Genomic DNA, 25,830 nt, shown 5'->3' with positions numbered 1-25,830 from the left:
CGGGCGGCGGGTGACAATCGGATAGTTTTTCCGGTTGGAAATATTGTTACAATGCCGGTCCGCCCATTCCGCCGCCCCAGCATGACCGACGACTTCAGCTCCGACACCAGCACCACAGGACTCTTGACCGCCGGCGGCTCCGCCACCGGGAATTTCGAGGCCCCAAGCGGCGGCTATGTGACAAACGACCGCGACTGGTTCAAGATCTCGCTCCAGGCCGGCACCACCTATTTATTCACGCTCACCGGCAAGGCCGATGGGGCCGGTACCTTGGCGGACTATTCGTATTCGTCCCTGCACCTGTTCAACAGCGCCGGCGAGGCGCAAGCGAGCTTGAGCTCCGCCCGCTATTACCTGCCCCCGCTCACGCAGTTCACGCCGACGGTCAGCGGGATCTACTACCTGGAAGCCAGCCTCACCGGCTACCTCAGCGGCAGCTACACCGTGTCGGCCAGCTATCCGGCCGCCGACGATCTGCCGGCCAGCACCGCAACCACCGGCGTCATCAGCATCGGCGCCCCGGGCCGCGGCGTGTTCGAGCGCGCCGACGATGTCGACTGGTTCAAATTCCACGCCGAAGCCGGCCAGCACTACCAGATCAGGGCCGACGGCGACGACAACCGAAGCTACGGCTCCGTGCAAGCCTACGACGCCAAGGGCAAGCTGCTGCCTACCAACGCCGGCGTGATCGAATCGGCCACCGATGCCGACTTCTACGTCGCCGTGACGGCGCACGGCTCCGGCGCCTACACCGCCACCGCGACCACGCTGGTCGACGACTACAGCGGCAACGACAGCCAGCCGGGTCACCTGACGGTGGACGCTCCGGCCAAAGGCGCGCTGCAATACGACGGCGACGTCGACCGGTTCACGTTGGACATGGTGGCCGGCACGATCTACTCGGTGACCATCCAGAATACCGGCGCCGTCGCCAGCGGCCACTCGGCCAACCTGCTGCTGCGCGACCCTGCCGGCAACAACGCCTTTGACTACGGCGCCATCAGCAGCACGGCCAAGATCTTCTCGTTTGCGATGAAGGCGAAGACCACCGGCACCTACACGCTGGACGTCGGCGACGCCAACAACGCGACGCCGCAGACCGGCTCGCGCAGCTACACCCTCAGCGCCACGGCCGCAGAGGACGACTACGCCGACACCAGGGACGCCGCCACCAAGCTGGCCGTCGGCGCCACCATGAGCGGCAAGCTGCAAATGGCGCGCGATGTCGACATGGTCAAGCTGGAGCTGACCGCCGGTCTCAATTATGCGTTCACAGCGCCGTCCGATACCTCGTCCGGTGTGCAGGTGGCGCTGTATGCAGCAGATGGCACCGTCGTCCACAAAGGCAGCGGCAGCACCATCTCGTTCGGCATGACGCCCACCACCAGCGGCACCTACTACCTGGCGGCAAGCGCCGCGTTTTCTGCCAACACCGACACGCCGGCCAATCGCAGCTACACGATCAAGACCAGCCTGGACGCCGACGACGACTACAGCGCCAACACCAGCACCACCGGCGTGCTGGCGGTGGGCGGCGCCATCAAGGGCATGCTGGGCCAGGGCGGCGGCGACCGCGACTGGATCGCGGTCACGCTGGAAGCCGGCACCGCCTATGTGGTCGACCTCGAAGCCGACAGCAGCGTCCAGCTGAGCCTGAAGAATGCATCCGGCACCGAGCTCGCCAACGGCTTCGCCATGAACTTCGCCGGTCCGCCGCCGCATACCAGGCTGCCACAGTACACGCCTACCACCAGCGGCACCTACTATGTCGAAGTGGCATCCGCCAGCGAAGCCAAGGGCAGCACCTACCAGCTGCACTTGACCAAGGCAGTCGCCGACCCCGTCCCTGGCAACGATAACGCCCATGCCGGCGCGCTCACCTACGGCCAACAGGTGCAAGGCACGCTGGCATCGGCCGGCGCCTCCGACGTATTCAAAATCACGCTGCATGCGGACGAGTCGTTCTCGATCTATTTGAGCTCGCCACAACTGAGCGGCGCCGCCGGCCAACAGACCAATGGCCCGACACTGCAAATCGTCGACAGCGCCGGCAAGGCGCTGCGCTCGTATGCCGACGTCAGCGTCCCGCAGGAACTCCGCCTGGGCTTTCTGTCCGGGGCCTACGGCGACTACTACGTCAAGGTCGTCAATGCAGGCGCCGCGCCCGCGCCGGCCAGCTATACGCTGAAAGCATTACTGGGGATTGCCGGCGACGACATCAGCGGTCAGCGGGAATATGCCAGCGCACTGGACCTCGGCCAGTTGGTGAAGAGCCAGATCCATAGCAGCCTCTTCGACACCGATACGTTCAAGGTGCACGTCACCGAGAGCGGCGTGCTCACCGTGGACCTGGGCGCATCCGACGGCGCGGTAACATTGAGCGTGTTCGCAGGCACAGCCCTGGACCCAATCAAAGCGATCAGCCAGAGCGTCGATGCCGGCCATACGATCACACGCTACGCAGCGGGCTCTGCCGGCGACTACTACCTGACGCTGAGCACCCCGGCCAACAAGCCGGTGCCTGCCGCTTATGAAATCAAGGCCACGTTCGGATCGGGCGACATCACCGCCCCGCTGCTGAGCGCCGCATCCATCGTCAGCGGCGCCACCGGCGTCGCGCTCCACCCCAAACTCACGCTGACCTTCAACGAAGCGATTGCGGCCGGCGCCGGCCTGGCGCTGACCGACGACCACGGCGTGGCCGTCAAGGCGGCCGACGGCGCGGCGCTGTTCAGCGCCAGCGGCAACGCGCTGCAGCTCGACCCGCACGTCAACCTGCGCCCCGGCGTGACCTATACCCTGGCGCTGCCGCTGGGCAGCGTACTGGATCTGGCCGGCAACCGCTACGCCGGCCACACCGCCTACACCTTCACCACCGCGTCCGCCGCCACCGTCGGCGGCAGCGGCAACGACCTCCTCACCGGCAACGCCAGCGGCAAGAAGATCGACGGCGGCGCCGGCATCGATACCGCGTTCTACGACGACAGCAAGGGCGCGCTGGACATCTCGCTGCAAAAAGGCCAGGCCACCGTCAGCCAGCATGGCGCCACCGGCGGCGACACCCTGACCGGGGTCGAACGGCTGCTGTTCCCGAACCATGCGCTGGCGCTCGATATCGACGGCCACGGCGGCCAGGCCTACCGGCTGTACCAGGCGGCGTTCAACCGCACGCCGGACCTGGGCGGCGTCGGCTTCTGGATCAACGCGCTGGACAAGGGGATCACCCTCAAGGAGGTCGCGCAAAATTTCCTGATCAGCGATGAATTCAAGAAGCAATATGGCGACGGCGTCAGCGACCACGATTTCGTCACCAATCTGTACACCAACATCCTGCACCGCGCCCCCGAGCAGGGCGGCTTCGATTTCTGGACAAACGGTTTGCACAAGGGCGTGGAGCGCGCCGAAGTGCTGTACAACTTCAGCGAAAGCGCGGAAAACCAGGCGGCGCTGCTGCCGGTGATCGGCCAGGGCTTCGCCTACACTCCCTACGGCTAGAACGGCAATGGTGCAGGGCGTGCGCGCAGGGCCTTGAGCCCGAGCGGCACGCTGCCGGCCAGCGCCAGCAGCGAAAACAGGATCACGCCCCAAGCACCCATGCCCTGGAACAGCGCCCCGGCGCCGACCGTACCCAGCGCCACCGCGGCAAACGTCACCACCACCGATTGCGACAGCAGCGAGCCGTCGCGATCGCGCGCCGAAATAAAACTGTTCAGTATCGCCATCACGGTATAGAAGGCGGCGTTCAGCGCCAGCTGGGCGATGAAGAAGGCCGCCGCGCCGTGCGCGGTGAAGAAGCCGGCCACCGACGCCGACATCACCGCCAGCGCCGCCATCACCGTCAGTCCGCGCCGCGCCGCCAGCGCCGGTATCGCCGGCACCACCGCGCCGAAGAAGCCCAGCAGCGAAGACAGCGACAACAACGTCCCCGTGGCCGGCAAGGACAGGCCGATACGTTCGCCCTGCAAGGCCGACACCGCCCACACGCCCGCCTGCACGCTGTACACGCCGACGAACACGCCCCACGCCAGCCACACCTCGGCCCGGCCGCGCCGCCGGCCCACATACACTTCCGGCTGCTGCGGCGGCATCAGCACCGGCACGCGCACCGCCCCCACTCCCAGCACCGCCGCCAGCAGCGCCAGGCCGTACCAGATGCCGCTGCCGTTCGCCACGCCGGGCAGCAGCGACAGCAGCGTGAACACCCCCGCCACGGCCAGCCCGGAAAGCAGCAGCACCACGCCCCACAGGCGTTCCGCGTCGCGGTGGCAGGCCAGGCAAATGCCGACCATGACGATCATCTGCGCCTCGCAGAAGCCGGCCGCGAAGCGCGCCGCCGCGAACGCCGGCGCCGACACGATCAGCGCCGACAGCACCTGGCTCCACACCAGCAGCACCAGCGCGCCGGCGGTGAGCCGGGACGGCCAGCGCCGGGCCAGCGCCGGCAGTACGATGCAGCCGGCCAGCATGCCCAACATCTCCGCCCCGGCCAGCATGGTGGCCTGGCCCTCGTCCAGCCGCAGGCGCGCCATCGCGTTGGTCACCAGCAGCGGCATCATGGTGGTGCCGCCTATGCCCAGCGCCCAGCAGCAGGCCAGGATCAAGGTGGGGCGGGATTGGCGCGCGGGCTGCGCTGGCGTGATGATCATCTGTTCTCCGAGGTATGCGGCGACTCTGCGCGCCGACACCAAGCATACGGCGGCGCCGCGCCGGCAGAGGTCCAAAACGGCCAGAAACAGACACTCAAACGGCCATTTCCGCGCCGGACGCCCCATGCGCACAAATCCATACTATGCTGGCTACATCTTCAAAAGGAGCACCCGTGACGGCGAAATCCCACCACCCCGATGCCGATGCCGACGTAGCGCCCCATGTGATCCGCCAGGTGCTGCAACTGCTGGCCGGCCGCGGCCACTCGCCCGAACGCCTGTGCAAGGGACTGGGCTTCACGCCCGAGAATCTGTGTGACGCCGGCTTCCGCGTCTCCTATCGCCAGACCAGCCAACTGGTCAAGCGCGCCATGCAGCGCTGGGGCGACCCGGCCATCGGCATCGCCACCGGCGCGCGCCAGACCGTGGTCTGTTTCGGCCTGCCGGGCCTGGGCATGCTCACCTGCGCCACGCTGGGCGAGGCGTTCCACTACCTGATCCGGCACCAGCGCGCGGCCGGCGCCTTCACCGTCAATGAACTCGGCGTCCTCGACGAGCATCACTTCGTCGCCGAGGTGACGACCCGTTTTCACGATCCCGAGATGGAGCCGTTTTTCATCGAGGAGATTTTCGTCAGCAGCGTCGAAGTATCGCGCGCGCTGGTCGGCTCGCACTTCCGCCCGGCGCGGCTGGAGCTGCGCTACCCGCGTCCCGCCTATGCCAGCGCCTACAACGAATACTTCCGCTGCCCGGTGGTGTTCAACGCGCCGTTGAACCGGCTGATCTGCGACATGGCCTGGTTCCACTGCCCGCTGCCCACCTACGACCGCTACATGCAGGCCACCCTGCAGGCGCAGATCGACCAACTGCTGGCCGTCGACCAGCCGCGCAACGATCTGGTGGAATCGATCATGAACCTGCTGCGTGCCTCGGTCGACGAAGTACCCGGCCTGGCCGCGATCGGCGAAGCGCTCAATCTCAGCGAGCGCACGCTGCGCCGCCGTCTGTCGGACCTGAACACGTCCTATCAGCGCCTGGTCGACCAGGTCCGCTACGAATGCGCGCTCGACCTGCTCAAGCGCAGCGACATGCCGCTGGTGGAAATCGCCATGGCCACCGGCTTCACCGATGCGCGCAACTTCCGCCGCGCGTTCAAGCGCTGGTCCGGCATGCTGCCGAACCAGGTGCGGCAAGGCGCCGCCGCGCCGCGCCTGAACGCCTGGGCCTAGTCCATCGTCAGGACAACTCCCACTTCCCCTCGTGGGCAACCGCCAGCCCGCGCTTGCGCAGCGACTCCAGGTAGCGCGCGTGGCCGCGCACTCCCTTTTTGCGGAACAGCGGTATCAAGCGCGGCAGAAAATTCGGCGCCAGCATCGCCAGCCGCACCGACCAGGACTCGCTCCAGCGCGGATAGCGCTCCAGGCAGGGGCTGTCCAGCATCAGCATCACCTGGCGCGCCACGTCTGCCGGCTGCTGCGGCGGATCCATGAACTGCAGGGTGTTGCCGCCTTCGACCGCCTCGCGCATCAGCATCGGCGTCTCCGTGGCGGAGGGCAGCACGCTGCCGACATGCACGCCGTGCCGCTCGCGGTCCATGCCCAGGCACAGCATGGCGCCGCGCAGGCCGAACTTGGTGGCCGAATAGACCCCGGTTTCCGGCAGCGGGAAGATGCCGCCCAGCGACACGGTGTTGATCACGCGACCGTCGCCGCTGCGCTGCAAGGCGGCGAAGGCCAATCGGGTCAGCACGATCGGCGACAGCAGGTTGATGTTCAGCTCCGCCAGGATGTTATCGACCGGGCGCTCCTCGAAGTGCCCGGTGCCGGTGATGGCGGCGTTGTTGACCAGGATGTCGAGCCGCCCGTAGCGCGCCTGCACGAAGGCCAGCAAGGCGGGCAGCTTGCTGAAATCGGACAGGTCGACCGCCACGCCCACCGCCGCCGGCCCCAGCTCGGCCGTCGCGCGGTCCAGCGCCTCCTGGTTATGGTCGGCCAGCACGCAGATGATGCCGCGCTCGATGAAGCCGCGGCAGATCTCGCGGCCGATGCCGCCGGCGCCGCCGGTGATGAGGGCGATCCGGCCGCCCTTCGATGTTGTAGCCATGTGCATTCCTCTCAGGTGTTGATGCCGCCGGCCGCGCCCAGCTGCATCCAGATGGTCTTGGTCTCGGTGTACTGGTCGTGCGCCATCAGCGATTTTTCGCGCCCGCCGAAACCGGACTCCTTGTAGCCGCCGAACGGCACGCCGGTGTCGCCCTCGGAGAAGCAGTTGACCGACACGGTGCCGGCCCGTATCGCCCGTGCCACGCCATGCGCCGCGTCCAGGTTGCTGGTGTAGACCGAGGACGCCAGGCCGTAGTTGGTGTCGTTGGCCATCGCCACGCCCTCGGCCAGCGTGTCGAAGCCCAGCACCGACAGCACCGGCCCGAAGATCTCCTCGCGGGCGATGTTCATCCCCGGCTGCACGTGGTCGAAGATGGTCGGCTCGACAAAGCTGCCGCCGGAGTCGCGTCGCACCTGCGCGCCGCCGTGCACCAGATGCGCGCCCTGCGCCTTGCCGCCGTCGATGTAGGCCAGCACGCGCTGCATGTGAGCAGGCTCGATCAGCGCACCGACCCGCGTGGCGGGGTCGAGTGGATCGCCGACCCGCCACTCGTCGAACGCGCCTTTGACCAGCTCCAGCAGCTCGTCCTTGCGCGAGCGGTGCACGATCAGGCGCGAACCGGCGCTGCAGTTTTCGCCCTGGCAGAACAGCGCCCCGGTGGCCACCTGCTGCGCCACGCGCGGCAGGTCGGCGGCGTCGGCCAGCACCAGCGCCGGGCTCTTGCCGCCGCATTCGAGCACCACCCGCTTCAGGTTCGATTCGGCCGAGTATTTGAGGAACAGCCGCCCCACCTCGCCCGAACCGGTAAAGCTGATGCAGTCGATGTCGCGGTGCCGGCCCATCGCCTGCCCCACCGTCTCGCCGTAGCCCGGCACGATATTCAGCACGCCCTCCGGCAGGCCCGCCTCCAGCGCCAGGCGGCCCAGCATCAGCGCCGTCAGCGAGGTCTGCTCGGCGGGCTTGATCACCATCGAATTGCCGCTGGCGAGCGCCGGGCCGATCTTCCAGCCGGCCAGGTAGAGCGGAAAATTCCACGGCAGGACCGCACCCACCACCCCGATCGGCTCACGCACGATCATCGCCACCACATCGGGTGCGGTCGGCGCCATCTGGTCGTACAGCTTGTCGGCCGCCTCGGCGTGCCAGCGCAGGCTCTCGATCATGTCCGGCAGGTCGGCCCCCAGCGCGTCGCGTATCGGCTTGCCGGAATCCAGGCTCTCCATCAGCGCCAGCGTTTCCAGGTTGGCCTCGACCAGCTCGGCCAACCGCAGCAGCACCTTCTTGCGGTGCTTGGGCGAGGCGCCCGACCAGTGTCCGCGCTCGAAGGCCAGGCGCGCCGCGCCGACCGCGTCGTCCACCTCGAAGGCGCCGCAGCGCGCGATGCCGGCCAGCCTGCGTCCGGTGGCGGGATTGATGGAGTCGAACTCCTCGGCCGAGACCGCGTTGACGAAGCGGCCGCCGATTAGCGCGCGGGTCTCAAAATCCAGCTGTGTCGCCTGTTGCTGGTAGTACTGCACTGTCTTGTCCACAGTATTCCTCTCAAGCTGCCGCGCGCAGCGCCGGCGATCGCCGCGCCGCCTTGGTGCGCAAATGGTCGTAATAGGTTTCGCTCAGTTCCGGCCAGCCCATCTTCTTGCGCAGCCGCTTCAGATAGGACTTGAGCGCATGCGCCTCCAGATACACCTCGTGCCGCTGCGACTTGACGAATTTCAGGCCGCCCGACAGGTCCGGGTCGTCCTCGGCGATCAGCGCGTCGAAGCGGCTGGCGCCGCCGGGGTTGTCCAGCTGGTCGCGCAGATAGGCGGCGATCATGAAGGCTTCGGTGTCGAACAGCTTGTAGGCACTGGAATTGGTTTCGACATAGCCGATGCCGAACAGGTTGCGGTGATCGCGGCTGAACATCGACAGGTAGAGCTGCGGCCTGCCGCCGCGCCACTCGAAATATTCGGCCGCGTATTTGCAGCTCCACTTGTAGCCGGTGGCGTAGATCACCAGGTCCAGCTGCTCGCGGCTGCCGTCCTTGAAGACCACGTCGTCGCGGTCGTAGTAGGCGATGTCCGGCTTGACGGCGATATTGCCGTGCTGGAGATTGTGCAGCAGCTGGGAGTTGAGCAGCGGATGGCTCTCGAACAGGCGATGGTCCGGCTTGGGCAGGCCGAAGCGGGTCAGGTCGCCGGTGAACATCTTCAGCAGCAGGCCCATGACGGGTCGCGCGATCCACATCGGCAGCTGCGGACCGCTCTCGCCCACCTGGTCGGCCGGCAGGCCAAACAGGTGCTTTGGAATGAAGTGATAGCCGCGCCGCAGGCTGATAAAGGCCTGGTCGGCGCGCGCCGCCGCGTCGCAGCCGATGTCCGCGCCGGAGTTGCCGGCACCGACGATCATCACGCGCTTGCCGGCGAATTCGTCGCTGCTCTTGTAGGTGACGGAATGGCGTATCTCGCCGTTGAACTGGCCCTTCAGCTCCGGCATATTGGGGTCCCAGTTGCAGCCGGTGGCGCAGATGACGGCGTGATAGCGCCGGCGGCTGCCGTCGCCCAGCGTCACCAGCCATTTACCGCTGTCTTCCTTGTACACGTTCTGCACCGCCGTATTGAAACGGATCGCACCGCGCAGGCCGAAGGCGTCGGCGTAGCTGCGCACATAACTCAGTATCTGCTGGTTGGTGGGATAGTCGGGAAAGGACTTCGGCATCGGGAAGCCGATAAAGCCCGACAAATCGCGCGACGAAATGAAGTGGGCCGATTCGTAGATCGGGCTGCCGGGATTGTTCATGTCCCAGATCCCGCCCACATCCGAATGGCGTTCGAACTGCTCGTACGCCAGCTTCATGCCCTTCAATGCCCGCGCCGCCGACAGGCCGCCCGGCCCCGCCCCCACCACGCACACCGCGTTGCCGCAATCGATAATTTTATCCGTCTGTTGGTCCGCCATGTTCACTCTCCCGTTTTATGAAATTACAGGATTCATTGTGCAAATAAAGGCGGCCACGCACGGGGGCCAAAAGGACAGGCAGGGAGCAATTCCGGCCAAGGCGGCCCCACGGGCGGCCCAGCAACACCGGGGCCGCCTTGGCCTCACCGGCATCCCCGGCTGTCCGATCCAGCCCCCCTCCCCGTCCGGCGCGCGTCTACATTCGGTTCACACGGCAGCAAAATAAAACCATCATCAACCCGGGAGATATCGTGAAGACACCAGCAACACAACCATCATCGAGCCGCATGCGCACCCTCGCGCACAGCATCGCCATTGCCTTTGCGGGCGGCGCCGCACTCGCACCGTTCGCAGCGCAGGCCGCGAACGACGACATACAGAAAGTGGTCGTCACGGCGCAATCGCGCTCGCAGTCGGCGCAGGACGTGCCGATCTCGATGGAGGTCGTAACGGCCAGGGACATCCAGAACCTTGGCGCCAAAAACCTCGGTGACCTGAACGGCTACCTGCCAGGCCTCCAGGTGGACGCCACCCAGGCAACGCAGCCGGTGTTCGGCATACGCGGCGTGCAGCCGGGCGATTTCGGCATCGGCACCGACACGCCGGTCGGCATCTACGTGGACGGCGTCTACACCGGCAAGACCGGCGGCGCGCTGATGAACTTCATCGACATCCAGCGGGTCGAAGTGCTGAAGGGGCCGCAAGGGACCCTGTTTGGCCGCAACAGCGCCGCCGGCGCGATATCCGTCGTCACCAATGAGCCGGACGACAATCTCGACGTGGCCGGCCACGTCAAGGTCGGCAACTACAACCGCGTCAACATGGACGCGATGCTCAATCTCCCGCTGGGGAAGGACACGGCGGCGCGCCTGGTGGTGGTGCGCGCCGCCAGCGATGGCTGGGTGCGCAACACCACCACCGGCACCCGTACCGGCGGCGACAACTCGTGGGCCACCCGCCTTTCGCTGAAGCAGAAGATCAAGGACGCCACGATCAACCTCTCGTGGGAACACGAGCAACTGCGCCAGCACGGCTGGCCGGCGTTCGGCGTGGTCAAGGACCCCGCGCTGCCGCAGAGCGGCTACACCGGCGTCTATGATGCTGCCTACATCGCCAACTTCGTCGATCCGCGCAAGGCGCCGCTGGAGAACGACACCGATGGCCGCGAGCGGCGCGTGTTCGACGGCGTCACCCTGCGCGCCGAGCTGCCGCTGGGCGGCGTGACGCTGCGCTCGACCACCGCCTTCCGCACCTTCTCCTCGTCCAACCTGACCGACAACGACGGCACCAGCCGGGCCGACTTCCGGCTGTCCACCGACGATCACAAGAACGCCTACAACTGGCAGCAGGAGTTCAAACTGTCCGGCAAGACCGATACGCTGGACTGGATCGCCGGCGTCAGCTTCTACGACAATCGTGAGCGCCAGACCTCTTCCGCCATCGTCAACACGGCGACGCTGGACACCATCAGCCAAATGCAGGGTGGCGCCGCAGACTTCGCCACGCTGTTCGCCGGCCTGGCGCAAGCCGGCGTGCCCGGTGTCGATGGCTCGTCGAATTTCTCATGGGGCGAGCACACCTACTCCAGGCTACACAGCCGCGCAGTCTCGGTCTACGAGGACATCATCTGGCACGTAACGCCGGCCACCAACCTGACCACCGGCGTGCGCTGGAGCCGCGACCGCAAGACGATGCAGTGGTACGTACCCGCGCGCCAGTCGCCGGAGCTCGACGCCCTGCTCAACACCTACGGCCCGGCCGCGGGGCTGGACGCGTCATCGCTGCCGGCCAACGTGGTGTTCGGCGCGGCGGGACAACTGGCCGCCACACCGGTCAACGCCTCCCACAGCTGGAGCGACTGGAGCCCGCGCGTGGTGCTGGACCATAAGCTGACCGGCGATCTGCTGTTGTTCGCATCGCTGTCGCAGGGCTACCAGGCCGGCGGCTACAACGTCTTCACGCCGCCGAATCCGGCGTCGGCCGATGCCAAGGCGCGCGACCCAAGCTTCGCGCCCGAGAAGATGACCAACCTGGAGCTGGGTTTCAAGCTCTACCTCCCCAGCATCCGGGCCACGCTGAACGGCTCCCTGTTCGCCTACCGCTTCAAGAACCTGCAAGACATCAAGCTAGGCGGCACCGGCGCCATCTCGACCTACAACATCGTCAGCAGCGACCAGCAGGCCAAAGGGCTGGACCTCGACGGCCGCATCCGCGTAGCCCCCGGCGTCACGCTGTTCGCCGGACTTGAACTGATCGACCAGACCTATCATCGCTATCAAACCACCGGCAGCGACGGCGCCACGCTGAACCTGTCCGGCCAGCCGGTGGGTACGCCGGTCTTCAGCGGCATGGCCGGCGTGAACGGCAGCTGGGATGCGCCCGGCGGCAGGATCAACGCGACGCTGCAAGGCAGCTACCACGGCAAATCGCGCTGCAACGACGACACCCGCGCCCTGCAATGCATGAACGCCCCTGCCTTCCGCACCGGTACAGCGGTCAGCAAGGCGGACCTGCGCCTGGCCTGGGACAACGCCAGCGGCAAGTTCGGCGTGGCGCTGCTGGTCAACAACCTGTTCGACAAACGCTACGTCTACAACCTCGATGGCCAGACCAAGCCGCTCGGCATGCCATTCGCCAGCATCACCCCGCCGCGCATGATCGGGCTGGAATTGAGGGGCAGCTTATAAAGCGCTGACGCGACAATTTCGGAATAGTTCCAGCAACTCCTGAACAGCGGGCCAGCCTGGGAAGCGTGAAAATTCCATGCAACCCAATCTTCGCCCCACTTTCAGGAGCACAGCATGGAACAAAAAAACCGGTTTATCTCCGGCGGCGTGGTCATGCTGCGCCGTGGTCCGCCACGGTTGCAGCCCTGCCACAACGGCGCAGTCCTTGGCTGCTTCCGGGAGGCCGGCCGGCACGGCAACCATCTTTCACTGCGCGCCTATCCGACCATGACGAACGCCCGCATCGCGCAGGCAAGGGCGCCGGAAACCGAGCGCACGATGCTGTTGCAGGCGCCGGACAGCATGCACGCACTTCCTCTGCTGGAGCCCAGCGTCGCACCGCACGCACCGCCCGGCAAGCGCGGCGTGGTGCTGGTTCACCTGTTCCACGGCGCCCGCTTCGGGCAGGTGGACGAACTGGTGGGCCGCTACCGAGGCGCCGGTGTGGTGGAGGCAGGCCTGCTGCAGGCTGTCGACGCGGCTTGCGTCGCCTGGATCGGCATCGTCCAGGACATGCAGGCGCTGGCCGCCCTGCATCCGGCCCTGTGCGCCACCGAGGCCGCGCTGAATACGCAGGCGGAGCTGCTGCTTCTGGAGCCGTGTGCCGCATCACGCCTGCGCTGGATCGGCGTAAAACAATGATATCCTTACGCGGTCATTGCAATTGGAGATATCAGGCCATGCTGGACCGCAGCGCCATGCAAGAGATGAATCGCGTGCTCGATGTCGCCCCGCGCCTGCGTGCCGACGTCTGCGGCAGCGGCGCCTGCATCACGGAACGATGGGCGCACAGTGGCTTCACATCCCATGTCGAGCCGATGGCGGACCATGTGGTCATGACCTACTACGGCGCACCGCGAAGAATCGAATGGCGCGACGGCGGCCGCTACCAGCAATGCGTCACGCGGCAGAAGTCGATCACGCTGATCCCCAGCGGTCACGAGGCCGCATGGATGATCGCGGGCGCCATCGAGGTCTCACATGTTTATTTTTCGGACGCGCGCCTGCAAGCCTGCGCCGAGGCGACCGGCCATCGCGGTCCCGCCGTGCAGCTGCTGGACCGGGTGGCGCTGCCCGACCCCACCGCCAGCGCCTTGCTGGAGATCCTGTCCTCCGAAGCCTGCCGCGACGACACCGGCAACGGCCTGTTTATCGAGCAGGCGATCGATCTGCTGTGCATGCAACTGGTGCGCGGCCACTCGACCACCTGCCGGCGCGAAGGTCCGGGCGCCAAAGGCGGCCTGGCGAACTGGCAGGTCCGCCGCGTGACGGAATATCTGCAGGAGCGGCTCGATGAAGAGGTCCGGCTGGATGATCTCGCGCAGCTGGTCGGCTTGTCCCGCTTCTACTTCTGCGCCGCCTTCCGCCGCAGCACCGGCCTGACGCCGCACCAGTGGCTGGTGACCCAGCGCATGGCGCGCGCCCGCTCACTGATGCTCGATCCTTCGATCCCGTTGACCCAGGTCGCCCTGGCCGTCGGCTACCAGACCCCATCCGCCTTCGCCGCCGCATTCCGGCGAATCGAAGGTATGAGCCCTACGGAATATCGGCAGCGCTGCTAAAATACAGAGTCTGTGATGCGGACATGTGCATCGGTGAGGTGGAGTCCATACTGCGCGATGTCATCGAGACACTCGTTCACATCAAGACCTGGGGTCGCAACATCCCGGTTCAACTCCAGCGGTTTAAAGAGAACCCACGGCGCAAACTTTGCCGGCAGATTCGCCCCATTCTCGTCCTCGGTAACGCCAAACACCCGACCTGGTCCTCGAAAAATATGCACTAGCATTTCGTTACTCCCTAAAGTTGAGTCAATTGGCATTGTCGGCCCGAAGCCGCGCCATGACGGCCTGGGCAGAACTGCGTAACGCCGGCATGGCGTCATCTTGTGCGCGCACCATAGAACTGCTCAACATCGCGACGCGCCCGATATGGCAAACATAATATTATCGAAAATATATTATGCCACAAACCGATTTCAGAGCTGTTCGGGATAACCAGTGATGTCGGCGATCTCCTGGTACATCGGCTGCAGTTGCTTGTACATGTTCAGATACACGCGCCGGTACAGCTTGTCGTAGATCTGCCGGTTCGCCTCGATCGGCTGGAACACCCGGCCCGGCCGCGTCATCGCGTGCGTGGCGCTGTCGAAGTCCTTGTGCAGCCCCAGTCCCGCCGCCACCGCAATGGCCGCGCCCAGTCCCGACGTCTCGTACACATGCGCGCGCGCCGCCGGCAGGCCGAAGATATCGGCCGTCAGCTGCATCGCCGCGTCGCTCTGCGAACCGCCGCCGGCCACGCGCAACTCCGTCACCGGCACGCCGCTGCGTTTCTCGATCCGTTCCTTCCCTTCGCGCAGCGCGTAGGCCAGGCCTTCGAGTATCGCCCGGTACATATGGGCGCGCGTGTGGACGTCGCCGAAACCGATCATCGCCCCCTTGGCCTCCGGGCCGGGCGTCTTGATGCCGGGGCTCCAGTACGGTTGCAGCATCAGCCCCATCGAACCGGGTGGCACTTCGTTCACCAGCAAATCGAACATCGCCTCCGGCGACCTGCCCTGCTCCAAGCCGGCCATCTGCTCGAAGTGCCCGAACTGCTCCTTGAACCAGTTCACCATCCAGTAGCCGCGGAAGATCTGCACCTCCGTGCTGTAGGCGCCCGGAACGGCCGCCGGATAAGGCGGTATCAACGGCGTAACCTCGACATATTTTTTTGTCGTGGTGTTGATGGTCGCCGTGGTGCCGTAGCTCAGGCAAGCGATGTGCGGCTCCAGCGCGCCGGCGCCGATCACCTCGCAGGCTTTGTCGGCGGCGGCCGCCACCAGCGGCGTGCCTTGCGGGATGCCGGTCGCCTCGGCGGCGGCGGCGGTGATCGCGCCGATCACCGTGCCCGGCGCCACCAGCTCCGGCAGCATCTCCGGCTTGATGGCCAGCGCTTCCCATTTCCAGTCGCGCGCCCCGGCCCACTTGTGGCGCTTGTAGTCGAACGGCAGGTACGCCACCTGCGAACCGACGGAGTCGACATGCCGCCCGCACAAGCGGAAATTGAGGAATCCCGACAGCAGCAGGTATTTGTCGGTCCGGGCCCATATCTCCGGCTGGTGCTCGGCGATCCAGTTGATCTCCGCTTCGCGCCGGAAGTATTCGATGGTGCCGGCAACGCGCGCCAGCTTGAACGCGGTGCGCCACAAAAAACTCAGCGGCTTCTGCTTGCCCACGCGGCGCTGGTCCAGCCAAGTGATCGCCGGCCGCAGCACCTTGCCGTCGCGGTCCAGGTTGACCACCGTGCCGCGCTGCGTCGTCACCGCCACGCCCTTGACGGCGGAACGCGGGATATCGGTCGAAGCCCACAGCTGCCGGCACGCCTGGCCGACCGCCGTCCAGTAGCCGTCGGCGTCATGCTCCGCCCAGCCGGGATGATCGGAGAAGTAAGCCTGCAAATGCACCTGCGCCTTGGCGGCCAGGTTGCCGTTCAAATCGAACAGCAGCGCGCGCACACTCTGCGTGCCGTTGTCGATGGAAAGAAGGTATTGATCGGCCATGTCGCTCTCTATGCGGGCAAACTGTAGTGGGTATTCCATAATGCCAGATAGGCAGCCTGCTCGACATCCCAGCGCTCGTCGCTCCAGCCCAATTCCGGCTGGCAGATGGCGCGTATGCGGCCGAGGATCTCGACGCCGCCGCCGCGCAGCTGGATGCCGATGCGGCTGCGGCGCAGCAGCAGGTCCTCCAGCTTCTGCACCGACTCGCAACGGGCCGCCCAGCGCAGTTGCGCCCAGATGGTCTCCGTGCCGGCGATCAGCGACAGTTCGCCCGGCTGTGCCGCCTCGATCAGCTCCCGCGCCAGCGCGCCGTAGCGTCCGTGCAGGCGATGCGCCTGGCCCGCCGGCAGGTGGCGTTGGTAGGGCAAGGCGCGCGCCATCGCCGCGCTGCTTCCCGTCGTCGGGGCAACGCCGAAGACAGGTTGCGGCTCCAGCTTGTCGCGCCAGTCCGGCAGCAAGGTGGCCGCCAGCTTGAGCGCATCCAGCGCGATCACGCGGAACGTGGTCAGCTTGCCGCCGGTGACCGTCAGCAGCCCATCCTCCAGCCACAGCGCATGATCGCGCCCTTCCTTCGACGGATCGGCCTTGCCGCTGTCGATCACCGGGCGCACGCCCGCATAGCTGGCAATCACGTCGCTCTCCTGCAAGCCCAAATGCGGGAACTGGTCGTGCAAGGCCGCCATCAGGTAATCGACTTCGGCGCGCGTGATCGCCGCCTCGCGCGACAGGTCGCCCTTGTGATCGACATCCGTCGTGCCTACGAGCGTCACGCCTTCCCACGGAAAGGCGAACACCGGCCGGCCGTCCTGCGGATGCATCAAACTGATCGCCTGCGCCAGCGGCAAGCGCCAGGCCGGCAGCACCAGATGGCTGCCGCGCAAAGGCCGCAAGCGCGGCTTGGCGCCGCGCGCCGCCGCATCGCCCTGCAAGCGCAAGCCGTCGGCCCACGCGCCGGTCGCGCTGATGACCAGCCGTGCGCGCACATCATGCTGCGCGCCGCCCAGTCCATCGCGCACACGTACGCCGCGCACGCCGCCGTCCGCCCGCAGCAGCGATTCCACCGCCATGTAATTGACGGCGACGCCGCCATGCTGCTGCGCCTCCTGCAGCACGCGCATCACCAGCCGCGCATCGTCCGTCTTGGCGTCGGTGTAGACCATGCCGCCCTTCAGCCCCTTGGTGGACACGTTCGGCGCCAGCGCCTCGAACTCGTCCCGGCCGAAATAATGGCGCGCCTTCTGCCCAGCCATGCGGTCATAGATCGCCAGCCCAAGCAGAAACATGCGCTTGCCCGGCTTGCGACCTTCAAACTCGCCGAACGCAAAACTCTGCGGCTCCACCAGCCCCGCCGCTTGCTGCAGCAAATGCTCCCGCTCCTGCACCGACTCGCGCGTCAGCGCAAACTGGCCTTCCTTCAAATACCGCAAGCCGCCGTGCACCAGCTTGGACGAGCGGCTCGACGTGCCCCAGGCAAAATCCCGCTGCTCCACCAGCAGCGCCTTCAAGCCGCGCCGCGAAGCCTCCAGCAAAATCCCCGCGCCGGTGATGCCGCCGCCGATCACGATCAAATCCCATTCGCGCCCCAGTACCTCCGTCAAGCCGGTACGCCCGCCGCTGCGCCACAGCGCCGTCATGGCAGCAGCTTCCCGGGATTCATGATCTGCTGCGGATCGAAGTGCGCGAACATCGCCCGCATCGCCGACAAGCCCAACTCGCCCTTCTCCGCCACCAGGTAAGGCGCGTGGTCGCTGCCCACGCCATGCTGGTGGCTGATGGTGCCGCCGTTTTCGACGATCGCCATGCTCACCGCGTGCTTGAGCGTGCGCCAGCGCGCCAGATCCTGTTCATAGTCGCCGGCAAGCCGGTACACAAAGGTCGAATAAACGCTCGCGCCCTGCGCGTACAGATGCGACAAGTGCGTATAGGCGTGCACCTTCTCGCCATGCTGCGCCAGCGCTCCGGTGGCGGCAGCTTCCAGCGCTTGCATCATCGTGCCGACGCGCGGCCAGTCCACCGCCGTCTCCACCGTATCGATCGCATAGCCGTGCTGCCAGGCCGCGTTGCGCAGGTAGACGTTACGGAAACGGTTCTGCTTCCACTTGTCGCCCATCTTGCGGCCGATGTGCACACCGCCGTGCGTCGCCGTCAGCGCCAGCGCATCCTTCAGCGCCGCCTTGGCCGCGGTCTTGCGGCCGCTGACGCCTATCATCAGCATGCACTTGCCATCCTTGCAGCCGCGCCACGACAGGTAGCGTTCCAGCGCGGCGATCAATTTCTTGTGGCCGGCCAGCGCCAGCATGGTGGTCGTCTCCAATGGATTCGACAAGCGCAGCATCGACAGCGACAACCCCGCCTGCACCACCTGCCGCACAGCCGTCTCCGCCGCCGCCCAGCTCGGGAAGAACACCGCATGGAAGGCCTCGTACTCCGGCAGCGGCGTCACGCGCACCGTGGCCTCGGTCAGGATGCCCAGCCGCCCCTCGGAACCCAGCACCATCTCGCGCAGATCCGTGCCCGCCGCCGATGCCGGGAAGGTCGGAATATCCAGCGTGCCGGCCGGCGTCTCCACCTTTCCGCCCTTGAACATCTGCTCGATGCGCCCGTAGCGCAGCGACTGCTGGCCGGAAGACCGCGTCACCACCCAGCCGCCCAGCGTCGAATATTCGAACGACTGCGGGAAGTGGCCCAGCGTATAACCTCGTGCGCGCAATTGCGCCTCCAGGTCCGGCCCGAACACGCCGGCGCCGAAGGTCGCCAGCTGCGATTCCGTGTCCAGGTAATACATCTGCCGCAAGCGCGTCAGGTTCACCGCCAGCACCGGCCGAGCGCCGGCCGGCGCCGTCAGATGCCCGGCCACGCTGGTGCCGCCACCCTGCGGTATCAGCGCCACGCCGAACTGCTGCGCATAGTCGATCAGCGCCCGCACCTGCTCCGCGCTCTCCGGATAGGCCACGCCGTCCGGCGCCGTCTCGATCACGCCATAGCGCAGGCGCAGCCAGTCCGGCAGGCTCTGGCCCAGTGCATTGCGCAAGCGGACCTCGGCCGATGTATCGATCAACCCATCGATCAACGCATGCGGCGGCAGCCGCGATGGCGCGATCCGCGCACAGGCCTGCTCGAACGCCGCATCCGCCACCGGCCTGCCGGCACCGACGCGCTGGGCCAGAAAGCCCAGCGCATCCTCGTTCAGCGCAAACTCTATCGTATCGTCACCCCAACCGTTCCAGCGTCTCATTGTTTTCCTGTCTGCGTAGCGGAGCGCTTGCTATACTGGCGCGCACCGAGTTTGAATGACAACAGAATAAGATAACGAACCAACCTGGTATTGCGCTTTTATGACACTCGCCTTGTTCGATCATGCCAAGCATGCCCGCTGACCTGTCGCGCCGCGTGGCCGGCTCCTACCTGCAGCCCCTGCTCGAAGCGGCGGCGGCGCGCGGCGTCACGGCTGCGGCGCTGGAACGCGCCGCCGGCATGACGGCGGGCGCCCTGCAACCGCTGCCCGATACGCTGCACGCCGACGATTACGTGCGCCTGCTCGACATCGGCGCCGAGCTGGCGGCCGATCCGCATTTCGGCCTGCACGTGGGCGAACGGGTCAAGCTGGGCACCTACAGCGTGTATGGACTGATCCTGCTCAGCTGCCGCGACTTCGGCCAGGCCTTCGAGCAGACCATGCGCTACGAGCAGCTGGCGCATGACCTGGGCCGCTCCACACTGACGGTGGCGGACGGCGTGGCCCACTACACCTGGCATAGCAACTACGGCCCGGCCCAGCGCCACCTGGCCGACAGCGTGTTCGCCGGCATCCGCGTGTTCGGCAACTGGCTGGCCGGGATCACGCTGCCGGCCGCGCAACTGGCGCTGATGCACGACGGCGGCGCCGCCGAAGCCCGCGACGAATATGTGCGCGTGCTGGGCGCCATGCCCAGCTTCGGCGCGCCGGCCAACGTCGCCAGCTTCGACGCCGCCCTGCTGGCCTTCCCGGTGCCGAACGCCGACGTCAGCCTCTACCCGGTGCTGCAACAGCACGCCGAGCAGCTGCTGCGCCAGCGCGCGCAGACCGACAACTCGATCGCCCAGCAGGTGCACGCCGCCATCGTCCGCAACCTCGCGCACGGCCAAGTGCGGCTGGCGTCCATCGCCGAAGAATTGAAACTGTCGCCGCGCACGCTGCAACGCAAGTTGAGCGAGGCCGGCGCGACCTTCCAGCAGATCCTGGACCAGGCCCGCTTCGCGCTGGCCAAGGACTATCTGCGTCAGCCGGAACTGGGCCTGGTGGATATCGCCTTCCTGCTGGGCTACCAGGAGCAGAGCGCCTTCAACCACGCCTTCAAGGAATGGGCGGGCGTCAATCCCGGCGCGTATCGAAGCTGAAATGCGGATTAAATGGCGTTGCCCTTGACCCGCACGAACGGGCCGATACACTTGTCCGTGCGCCGCTCCACGCACATCAGGAACATGTCGCCGCTGGGGTGGAACAGCAGATAGCTGGTGACGGCGCGCCCAACCTCGGTCACATCGCCGAGGCAATCGCGCTTGCCGTTATCCTTGACGATGGTGTCGACTTCCTTGTAGAAGCCCTGCTTGTCCGGCTGGTCGCTGATGGCGAAGGTGGACTCGGCCACCTCCTCGTTGCTGAACACCAGCGTGGTGCCGTCGGCGCGGATGCGATAGGTCTCGCTGCAGGAGCCATCCGGCATGGTGATCCGCCAGGTGCCGATCACCGGGTGGCTCTGGCGCAGCACGGGCGCGGCGCCGGCCGGCGCCATCAGGACAGCCGGAATCGCCAGCATCGCCACCGCCCGCCTCAGACGCTTGTTCATGGCCCGCCTCCGCTCACGCTATTTTTCAGCCACCGCCTTCATATTCGCCAGGCCGGTTTCGAAGTCCTTGCCGATCATGGTGTCCATGCTCACCGCAAGGCCCATCAACTTGGTCATGAAGTCGCTCGGGCCGGACATGGTCCAGCTCACGGTGGTCAGCTCACCCTTGGTCTCCAGCGCGAACTCGGTCTGGCAGTGCGATTCGAACGGCTTCAGGAAATCGAGCTTGATGTCCACCTTGGCGGGCGCCTGGCCGGTGATCTCCATGCGTCCGGCGCCAACCTTGTCGTCGCCTTCCCATGCATAGATGGCGCCCTGGTCCCTCGGTGCGCCGCTGTAGGTGCGCTTCATGGCCGGGTCCAGCTTTTCCCAGGGAGACCACGAGGTCCAGTTGTGGAAATCGCTGATCAGCGGCAGGATCTTCTCCGGCGGCGCCTTGATGGCGATGGTGCGCTGCACGCGGAAACTGTCCGGCTGCATCGCGGCCAGGCCCAGCACGACCAACACCAGAATGACGACACCCATGGCGATCTTCTTCAGCATGATTTCTCCCTTTTTTTAAGATGCGCGTCTAGACTAGCATGTTTTTTTGGTCAGTCGCACCGGCAATGCGCTCGGCGTCATCGTGAAGGTGAAGCGCTCCTCGACCGGCGCCGTGCCCGGCACGCGCTCGATCGCAAAATTCTTGACCAGCATGGACATCGCCATCTTGATCTCGGCCATCGCCAGATAACGGCCGGGGCAGAAGCGCGGCCCGCCGCCAAAGGGGAACAGCTTGCGCGCGGGATCGTCGCCGCTGCCGTTGGCGCCCTCCAGCCAGCGCTCCGGCTGGAAGCTTTCCGGCTGCGCCAGGTCGCAATCGCGCTCGGACGCCTGCCGCAGCAGCAGGAAGATCACCGTACCGGCCGGCACCAGCAGATCGCCCACCACCGCGTCGTCGTTCGGCTGTGCCGCCATGATGGGCGCCACCGGTTTCAGGCGCATCGCCTCGCGGGTGGCGGCGTCGATGTATTTCAGGCGGTCCAGCAGGTGATAGTCGTCCAGCACGGCCTTGGCGCCGAGGACCTGTTCCGTCTCCGCCGCCATGCTGTGCGCGGCCTGCGGATGGGTGGACAGGAAATCGATCAGCCATGCCGTCGTGTTCGACGTCGTGTCCTCGCCGGCGAACACCATGGTGATCGCATTGCCGACCACCGCCTCGTCGGTCAGGCCGGAGTCCGGCTCGTCGCGGGCGACGATCAGCGCCTCCAGCATATTCGATGGCTTCTGCCGCAAGGCCGGATTGGCCTCGATGCGCTTGCGGGCCTCGGCGATGAAGCCGAAGATGGCGCGCTGGATGCGCGCGGCGGCGGCGATGGCCTCGTGGTCGTCGGCGCGCTTCAGCATAGCGATGCGCCAGTAGGCAAACGGCGACGTCAAACGCTTGGCCACCAGTTTGAACAGGAATTCGATATCGCGCTGCAGTGGATGCTCCTCCAGCTCCAGCGTGTTGATGTCCTGCCCCATCGACAAGCCGATGGTCACGTCCAGCGTGTAGGCCTTCAGGTCGCGCAGCACGTCGACCGGCTTGCCGGCGGCGATGGCGGCTTCCCAGCGCAGGCGCAGGCGTTCGGTCAACGCCGTCAGCGTGGGGAAGAAGTTATGGATCACTTCCGGCGTCAGCGCCCGCATCACCAGCTTGCGCTGGCGGCGCCAATCCTCGCCCTCCGCCGTGAACAGGCCGCGCGTGCCGACTTCGTTCAGCATGTCGGCCGTGCGGCTGGAGCGGCGCATCGCGTCGGGCCGGTCGCGCAGCAGGCTGGCGATCAGTTCACGGTCCGAGGTGGCGATGATCTCCTTGCGCATGATGCGGAACTTGTACATGGTGCCGAACTCGCGGCTCCAATCCTCCAGCGCCTGGTGCAAAGGCTTGCGATTGATATCGCGGACATTCCCCAGCAGCGGCCGGCCTTTCGGCCCGGGCAAATCGGCAAGGCTGCGCAGCTGCGGCGGCGCGACGGACGTCAGTTCCATGGTGTTCCCCCATTTGATTAAGTCTCCGCGTACACTATACCCCGAAATGTTGACGATATACTCACTCAATCGAGGAAACCGATGCTATCGCATATCTACGTGGGGATTAACGAGTTCGAACCGTCGTTCGCCTTCTACAACGCGGTGATGACGGAGCTGGGCACGCGCCTGCGCTTCAGCGACGCCGCCAAGCCGTGGGCTGCATGGCAGCCGGCCGAAGGCGCGCGGCCCTTGTTCATCATCGGCAAACCGTATGACGGCCAAGCGGCAGCCTGCGGCAACGGCCAGATGGTGGCCCTGATGGCGCCGACGCGCGCCGCGGTGGACCGCGCCCACGCCTCCGCGCTGGCCCATGGCGGCCTGTGCGAAGGTCCGCCGGCGTTGCGGCCGCACTACCATGCCAACTACTACGGCGCCTACTTCCGCGACCCGGAGGGGAACAAACTGTGCGTCGTCTGTCACGACCCCGAATAAGATCATCCAATAATCGTACCTTGGTGGAAGACGATCTTCCACCCTTCATTACTTGTCCGCCAGAGCGTCGTTCTGCGTGTTCGCCGGTTCGGCTGCTGTAGAACGTAGTTGAGCTGGTAGAGGTCCTGGGCGATCTGGCGAATGGCGAAGTCCGAACACGCCCAGTCGTCGGGTTCCGGCGTCTTGTAGCGCTCCAGCAGGTGTGCAATCACGAAGTCGCGATCATAGGCCTCGCCGCTGGCGCCTATTTCCCAAAAATCGTCCACCGTCATTTGAAGTAAGTCGTCGCGACTGGTGCCGAGTTCGCGGCGATGAAAGATCGGCTCGCGTGCGCTGAGCACTTCGCGTATCGAATCGAGATCGGAATTTTGCATTATTAATCCTGTTTAAGTTTACAAAGACTGCGGTCAATTGCTGCAATGCATCACTATTTCGACGGGTATAATCTTCCGTCGCATGCTAGACCAAAACCTCCACTCCAGCGTGCACCCTAATAAAATTAAAGGACTCCTCGTGAATCGTTCGCTTATCAGCGCCGCTTGCTGCGCCTTACTCGTCTGCTCCACCCCGTCGCTGTACGCCCAGCAAGCCGAAAAGACCGCCGCGCCGGTATCCGGCATCGACCTGAAAACCCTGGACCCGGCGGTACGTCCGCAGGATGACTTCTACGGTTACGTCAACGGCGTCTGGACCCGCAACACCGAGATCCCGGCCGACAAATCGACCTGGGGCACCTACATCGAATTGCGCGAGACCGCGCAAGGCCAGCTGCGCGCCGTGATCGACGCCACGCTCAAGAACCCCGGCAAGCCAGGCAGCGACGCCCACAAGATCGCCGACCTGTACACCAGCTACATGAACGACAAGGCGCGCAATGCGGCCGGTTTCAAGCCATTGAAGACCGACCTCGCGCACGTGGCGGCCATCAAGGACAAGAAGGACTTGCCGGCGCTGTTCGCCTACCTGCAAGGCAACGGCATCCAGACGCCGTTCTCGGCCTACATCGCAGCCGACGCGCAGGATCCCGAGCACTACACCATCAGCATCAGCCAGTCCGGCCTGGGCCTGCCGGACCGCGACTACTACCTCAAGGACGACGACGCCAAGCTCAAGGCCGTGCGCGCCAAATACCAGCAGCACATCGAGACCATGCTGACCATGAGCGGCGACAAGGACGCCGTCGCCCACGCCGCCCAGGTCCTCGACATCGAGACCCGCCTGGCCTCCGCCCAATGGACCCGCGTGCAGATGCGCGATCCGGTCAAGTCCTACAACCGCGTCGAGTTCGACAAATTCGCCACGCTGGCGCCGGCCTTTGACTGGAAGGCTTACTTCACTGCCGCCGGCCTGGCGCCGAAAGAATCGTCGGCCGTGGTGCGCCAACCGAGCTTCTTCGGCGGTTTCTCCGAGACCGTGGCCAATGTGCCGCTGGACGCGTGGAAGAGCTATTTCAACTGGCGCATCATCGAAAGCTACGCGTCCTATCTGAATGACGCCGCCGTCAAGGAGCGCTTCGCCTTCGAAGGCACGGTGCTGCGCGGCGTACCGCAAAGCGAACCGCAGTGGCAGCTGGCCTTGCGCTTTACCGACGGCGCCCTGGGCGACGCGGTCGGCAAGCTGTATGTGGAAAAATATCTGACGGCCGAAACCAAACCGCGCGTGATGGCCATGTTTAACAACTTCGTGGCCTCGTTCAAGGACGGCATCGAGAAGCTGGATTGGATGGGACCGGAGACCAAGAAGGAAGCCCAGCTCAAGCTGGCGGCCTTGAAGCCGAACATCGCCTACCCGGACAAATGGCGCGACTATAGCGCCATGAAAACCCAGAAGAACGACCTGATCGCCAACGTGCGCGCGTCGCGCGCGTGGAGCCGCCAGCGCAACCTCGAGAAGCTGGGCAAGACCGTCGACCGCGACGAATGGTCGATGACGCCGCAAACCGTCAACGCCAGCTACAGCCCGTCGCTGAACGCCATCACGATCCCGGCCGCGATCCTGCAACCACCGTTCTTCAACGTGAAAGCCGAAGACGCGGTCAACTACGGCCTGCTCGGCATCACCTTCGGCCATGAGATCAGCCACGCCTTCGACGACTCCGGCAGCCAGTACGACGCCAAGGGTCGCCTGCGCAACTGGTGGACTGCGGAAGACCGCACCGCCTTCAAGGCGCGTGCCGCGGGCCTGGTCAAACAATATGGTTCGTACAGCCCGGTGCCGGGCTACTTCATCAACGGCGAGCTGACCCTGGGTGAAAACATCGGCGACAATTCAGGCCTGTCGATCACGTACCAGGCATATCAGCGTTCGCTGCAAGGCAAGCCGTCGCCAGTACTGGACGGCCTGACCGGCGAGCAGCGCCTGTATATCGGCTTTGCGATGAAATGGCGCGCCAAGCTGCGCCCGGAAGCGGCGATCGCCCAGATCAAGAGCGATCCGCACTCGCCTGGAGAATTCCGCGCCAAGGGCACCGTGATGAACCAGCCAGGCTTCTATCAGGCCTTCGACATCAAGCCGGGCGATCCGATGTATCTGCCGCCGGAGCAGCGCGTGATCATGTGGTAAGGAGA

General features: G+C 65.8%; 19 protein-coding genes. 8 read left to right on the top strand and 11 right to left on the bottom strand.

From position 1 onward, the window contains the following. The first annotated feature begins 51 nt into the window (after window positions 1–51). A complete protein-coding gene (locus D0T21_RS01840) occupies window positions 52–3,495 on the top strand; it encodes a DUF4214 domain-containing protein (RefSeq protein ID WP_116988150.1) in 3,444 nt (1,147 codons plus the stop codon). Here D0T21_RS01840 and D0T21_RS01835 read toward each other — a convergent pair. After that, a complete protein-coding gene (locus D0T21_RS01835) occupies window positions 3,492–4,646 on the bottom strand; it encodes a hypothetical protein (RefSeq protein WP_116994258.1) in 1,155 nt (384 codons plus the stop codon). The genes D0T21_RS01840 and D0T21_RS01835 overlap by 4 nt on opposite strands. A gap of 173 nt (window positions 4,647–4,819) precedes the next feature. Between D0T21_RS01835 and D0T21_RS01830 the strand changes: the two genes are divergently transcribed. After that, on the top strand, window positions 4,820–5,875 hold the full coding sequence (locus D0T21_RS01830; protein WP_158567947.1) for an AraC family transcriptional regulator: 1,056 nt from the start codon (window positions 4,820–4,822) through the stop codon (window positions 5,873–5,875). A gap of 7 nt (window positions 5,876–5,882) precedes the next feature. On the opposite strand, the gene D0T21_RS01825 is transcribed toward D0T21_RS01830, so the two are convergent. The 3 genes from D0T21_RS01825 to D0T21_RS01815 are packed head-to-tail and all read right to left on the bottom strand — an operon-like array spanning window position 5,883 to window position 9,683. After that, window positions 5,883–6,749, bottom strand: a complete 867-nt coding sequence (locus tag D0T21_RS01825) for an SDR family oxidoreductase (protein ID WP_116989322.1) — start codon at window positions 6,747–6,749, stop codon at window positions 5,883–5,885. Window positions 6,750–6,760: 11 nt separating this feature from the next. Further along, a complete protein-coding gene (locus tag D0T21_RS01820; RefSeq protein ID WP_116988147.1) occupies window positions 6,761–8,278 on the bottom strand; it encodes an aldehyde dehydrogenase in 1,518 nt (505 codons plus the stop codon). 10 nt (window positions 8,279–8,288) lie between these two features. Next, window positions 8,289–9,683 carry an NAD(P)/FAD-dependent oxidoreductase gene (locus D0T21_RS01815; RefSeq protein WP_116988146.1) on the bottom strand — a complete coding sequence of 465 codons (1,395 nt, stop codon included), beginning with the start codon at window positions 9,681–9,683 and terminating at the stop codon, window positions 8,289–8,291. A 251-nt stretch (window positions 9,684–9,934) separates the two neighbouring features. Between D0T21_RS01815 and D0T21_RS01810 the strand changes: the two genes are divergently transcribed. The 3 genes from D0T21_RS01810 to D0T21_RS01800 all read left to right on the top strand — a co-directional run bounded on the left by D0T21_RS01810 (window position 9,935) and on the right by D0T21_RS01800 (window position 13,971). Then, on the top strand, window positions 9,935–12,370 hold the full coding sequence (locus D0T21_RS01810; protein ID WP_229211298.1) for a TonB-dependent receptor: 2,436 nt from the start codon (window positions 9,935–9,937) through the stop codon (window positions 12,368–12,370). 114 nt (window positions 12,371–12,484) lie between these two features. Next, window positions 12,485–13,051 carry a hypothetical protein gene (locus D0T21_RS01805; RefSeq protein WP_116988144.1) on the top strand — a complete coding sequence of 189 codons (567 nt, stop codon included), beginning with the start codon at window positions 12,485–12,487 and terminating at the stop codon, window positions 13,049–13,051. A 38-nt stretch (window positions 13,052–13,089) separates the two neighbouring features. Continuing rightward, complete coding sequence (locus D0T21_RS01800; protein ID WP_158567946.1) at window positions 13,090–13,971, top strand: AraC family transcriptional regulator; 882 nt, start codon at window positions 13,090–13,092, stop codon at window positions 13,969–13,971. 416 nt (window positions 13,972–14,387) lie between these two features. On the opposite strand, the gene D0T21_RS01790 is transcribed toward D0T21_RS01800, so the two are convergent. From D0T21_RS01790 to D0T21_RS01780, 3 genes are read right to left on the bottom strand one after another with little or no spacing between them, the layout of a single operon-like run. Continuing rightward, a complete protein-coding gene (locus D0T21_RS01790) occupies window positions 14,388–15,950 on the bottom strand; it encodes an FGGY-family carbohydrate kinase (protein WP_116988141.1) in 1,563 nt (520 codons plus the stop codon). 8 nt (window positions 15,951–15,958) lie between these two features. Then, on the bottom strand, window positions 15,959–17,584 hold the full coding sequence (locus D0T21_RS01785) for a glycerol-3-phosphate dehydrogenase/oxidase (RefSeq protein ID WP_116988140.1): 1,626 nt from the start codon (window positions 17,582–17,584) through the stop codon (window positions 15,959–15,961). Beyond that, entirely contained in the window at window positions 17,581–19,185 is a 1,605-nt protein-coding gene (locus D0T21_RS01780) for an FAD-binding oxidoreductase (RefSeq protein ID WP_116988139.1), read from the bottom strand. Before D0T21_RS01780 ends, D0T21_RS01785 begins: the two co-directional genes overlap by 4 nt. A 122-nt stretch (window positions 19,186–19,307) precedes the next feature. Here D0T21_RS01780 and D0T21_RS01775 point away from each other — a divergent pair, with 122 nt between their 5' ends. Further along, complete coding sequence (locus D0T21_RS01775; RefSeq protein WP_116988138.1) at window positions 19,308–20,327, top strand: AraC family transcriptional regulator; 1,020 nt, start codon at window positions 19,308–19,310, stop codon at window positions 20,325–20,327. A gap of 8 nt (window positions 20,328–20,335) precedes the next feature. Here the strand turns inward: D0T21_RS01775 and D0T21_RS01770 are convergent, their stop codons facing one another. The 3 genes from D0T21_RS01770 to D0T21_RS01760 are packed head-to-tail and all read right to left on the bottom strand — an operon-like array spanning window position 20,336 to window position 22,789. Beyond that, a complete protein-coding gene (locus D0T21_RS01770) occupies window positions 20,336–20,776 on the bottom strand; it encodes a hypothetical protein (RefSeq protein ID WP_116988137.1) in 441 nt (146 codons plus the stop codon). 18 nt (window positions 20,777–20,794) lie between these two features. Next, on the bottom strand, window positions 20,795–21,319 hold the full coding sequence (locus D0T21_RS01765) for an SRPBCC family protein (protein WP_116988136.1): 525 nt from the start codon (window positions 21,317–21,319) through the stop codon (window positions 20,795–20,797). Window positions 21,320–21,352: 33 nt separating this feature from the next. Further along, complete coding sequence (locus D0T21_RS01760) at window positions 21,353–22,789, bottom strand: cytochrome P450 (RefSeq protein WP_116988135.1); 1,437 nt, start codon at window positions 22,787–22,789, stop codon at window positions 21,353–21,355. 81 nt (window positions 22,790–22,870) lie between these two features. Here D0T21_RS01760 and D0T21_RS01755 point away from each other — a divergent pair, with 81 nt between their 5' ends. Continuing rightward, window positions 22,871–23,263 carry a VOC family protein gene (locus tag D0T21_RS01755; protein ID WP_116988134.1) on the top strand — a complete coding sequence of 131 codons (393 nt, stop codon included), beginning with the start codon at window positions 22,871–22,873 and terminating at the stop codon, window positions 23,261–23,263. Between the two features lie 2 nt (window positions 23,264–23,265). On the opposite strand, the gene D0T21_RS01750 is transcribed toward D0T21_RS01755, so the two are convergent. Beyond that, window positions 23,266–23,637, bottom strand: coding sequence for a DUF4440 domain-containing protein (locus D0T21_RS01750; RefSeq protein ID WP_116988133.1), 372 nt, complete (start codon window positions 23,635–23,637; stop codon window positions 23,266–23,268). A gap of 139 nt (window positions 23,638–23,776) precedes the next feature. On the opposite strand from D0T21_RS01750, the gene D0T21_RS01745 reads away from it, so the two are divergent. Continuing rightward, the gene (locus tag D0T21_RS01745; protein WP_116988132.1) at window positions 23,777–25,825 is read left to right on the top strand and encodes a M13 family metallopeptidase; all 2,049 of its coding nucleotides are present in this window, start codon (window positions 23,777–23,779) and stop codon (window positions 25,823–25,825) included. Window positions 25,826–25,830 lie beyond the last annotated feature (5 nt).

The organism is Duganella sp. BJB476, assembly GCF_003416895.1.
Classification (GTDB): Bacteria; Pseudomonadota; Gammaproteobacteria; order Burkholderiales; family Burkholderiaceae_D; genus Rugamonas.
Note: the sequence above shows the minus strand (reverse complement) of the source record. Positions and strands in the feature narration are given on the sequence as shown.

What these genes read in the sequence shown, in the direction of transcription:
- D0T21_RS01770 (WP_116988137.1), bottom strand. Translation starts at nt 20,776, where the DNA reads ATGAACAAGCGTCTGAGGCGGGCGGTGGCGATGCTGGCGATTCCGGCT.
- D0T21_RS01755 (WP_116988134.1), top strand. Translation starts at nt 22,871, where the DNA reads ATGCTATCGCATATCTACGTGGGGATTAACGAGTTCGAACCGTCGTTC.
- D0T21_RS01835 (WP_116994258.1), bottom strand. Translation starts at nt 4,646, where the DNA reads ATGATCATCACGCCAGCGCAGCCCGCGCGCCAATCCCGCCCCACCTTG.
- D0T21_RS01750 (WP_116988133.1), bottom strand. Translation starts at nt 23,637, where the DNA reads ATGCAAAATTCCGATCTCGATTCGATACGCGAAGTGCTCAGCGCACGC.
- D0T21_RS01790 (WP_116988141.1), bottom strand. Translation starts at nt 15,950, where the DNA reads ATGGCCGATCAATACCTTCTTTCCATCGACAACGGCACGCAGAGTGTG.
- D0T21_RS01825 (WP_116989322.1), bottom strand. Translation starts at nt 6,749, where the DNA reads ATGGCTACAACATCGAAGGGCGGCCGGATCGCCCTCATCACCGGCGGC.
- D0T21_RS01765 (WP_116988136.1), bottom strand. Translation starts at nt 21,319, where the DNA reads ATGCTGAAGAAGATCGCCATGGGTGTCGTCATTCTGGTGTTGGTCGTG.
- D0T21_RS01815 (WP_116988146.1), bottom strand. Translation starts at nt 9,683, where the DNA reads ATGGCGGACCAACAGACGGATAAAATTATCGATTGCGGCAACGCGGTG.
- D0T21_RS01760 (WP_116988135.1), bottom strand. Translation starts at nt 22,789, where the DNA reads ATGGAACTGACGTCCGTCGCGCCGCCGCAGCTGCGCAGCCTTGCCGAT.
- D0T21_RS01840 (WP_116988150.1), top strand. Translation starts at nt 52, where the DNA reads ATGCCGGTCCGCCCATTCCGCCGCCCCAGCATGACCGACGACTTCAGC.
- D0T21_RS01785 (WP_116988140.1), bottom strand. Translation starts at nt 17,584, where the DNA reads ATGACGGCGCTGTGGCGCAGCGGCGGGCGTACCGGCTTGACGGAGGTA.
- D0T21_RS01800 (WP_158567946.1), top strand. Translation starts at nt 13,090, where the DNA reads ATGCTGGACCGCAGCGCCATGCAAGAGATGAATCGCGTGCTCGATGTC.
- D0T21_RS01780 (WP_116988139.1), bottom strand. Translation starts at nt 19,185, where the DNA reads ATGAGACGCTGGAACGGTTGGGGTGACGATACGATAGAGTTTGCGCTG.
- D0T21_RS01775 (WP_116988138.1), top strand. Translation starts at nt 19,308, where the DNA reads ATGCCAAGCATGCCCGCTGACCTGTCGCGCCGCGTGGCCGGCTCCTAC.
- D0T21_RS01805 (WP_116988144.1), top strand. Translation starts at nt 12,485, where the DNA reads ATGGAACAAAAAAACCGGTTTATCTCCGGCGGCGTGGTCATGCTGCGC.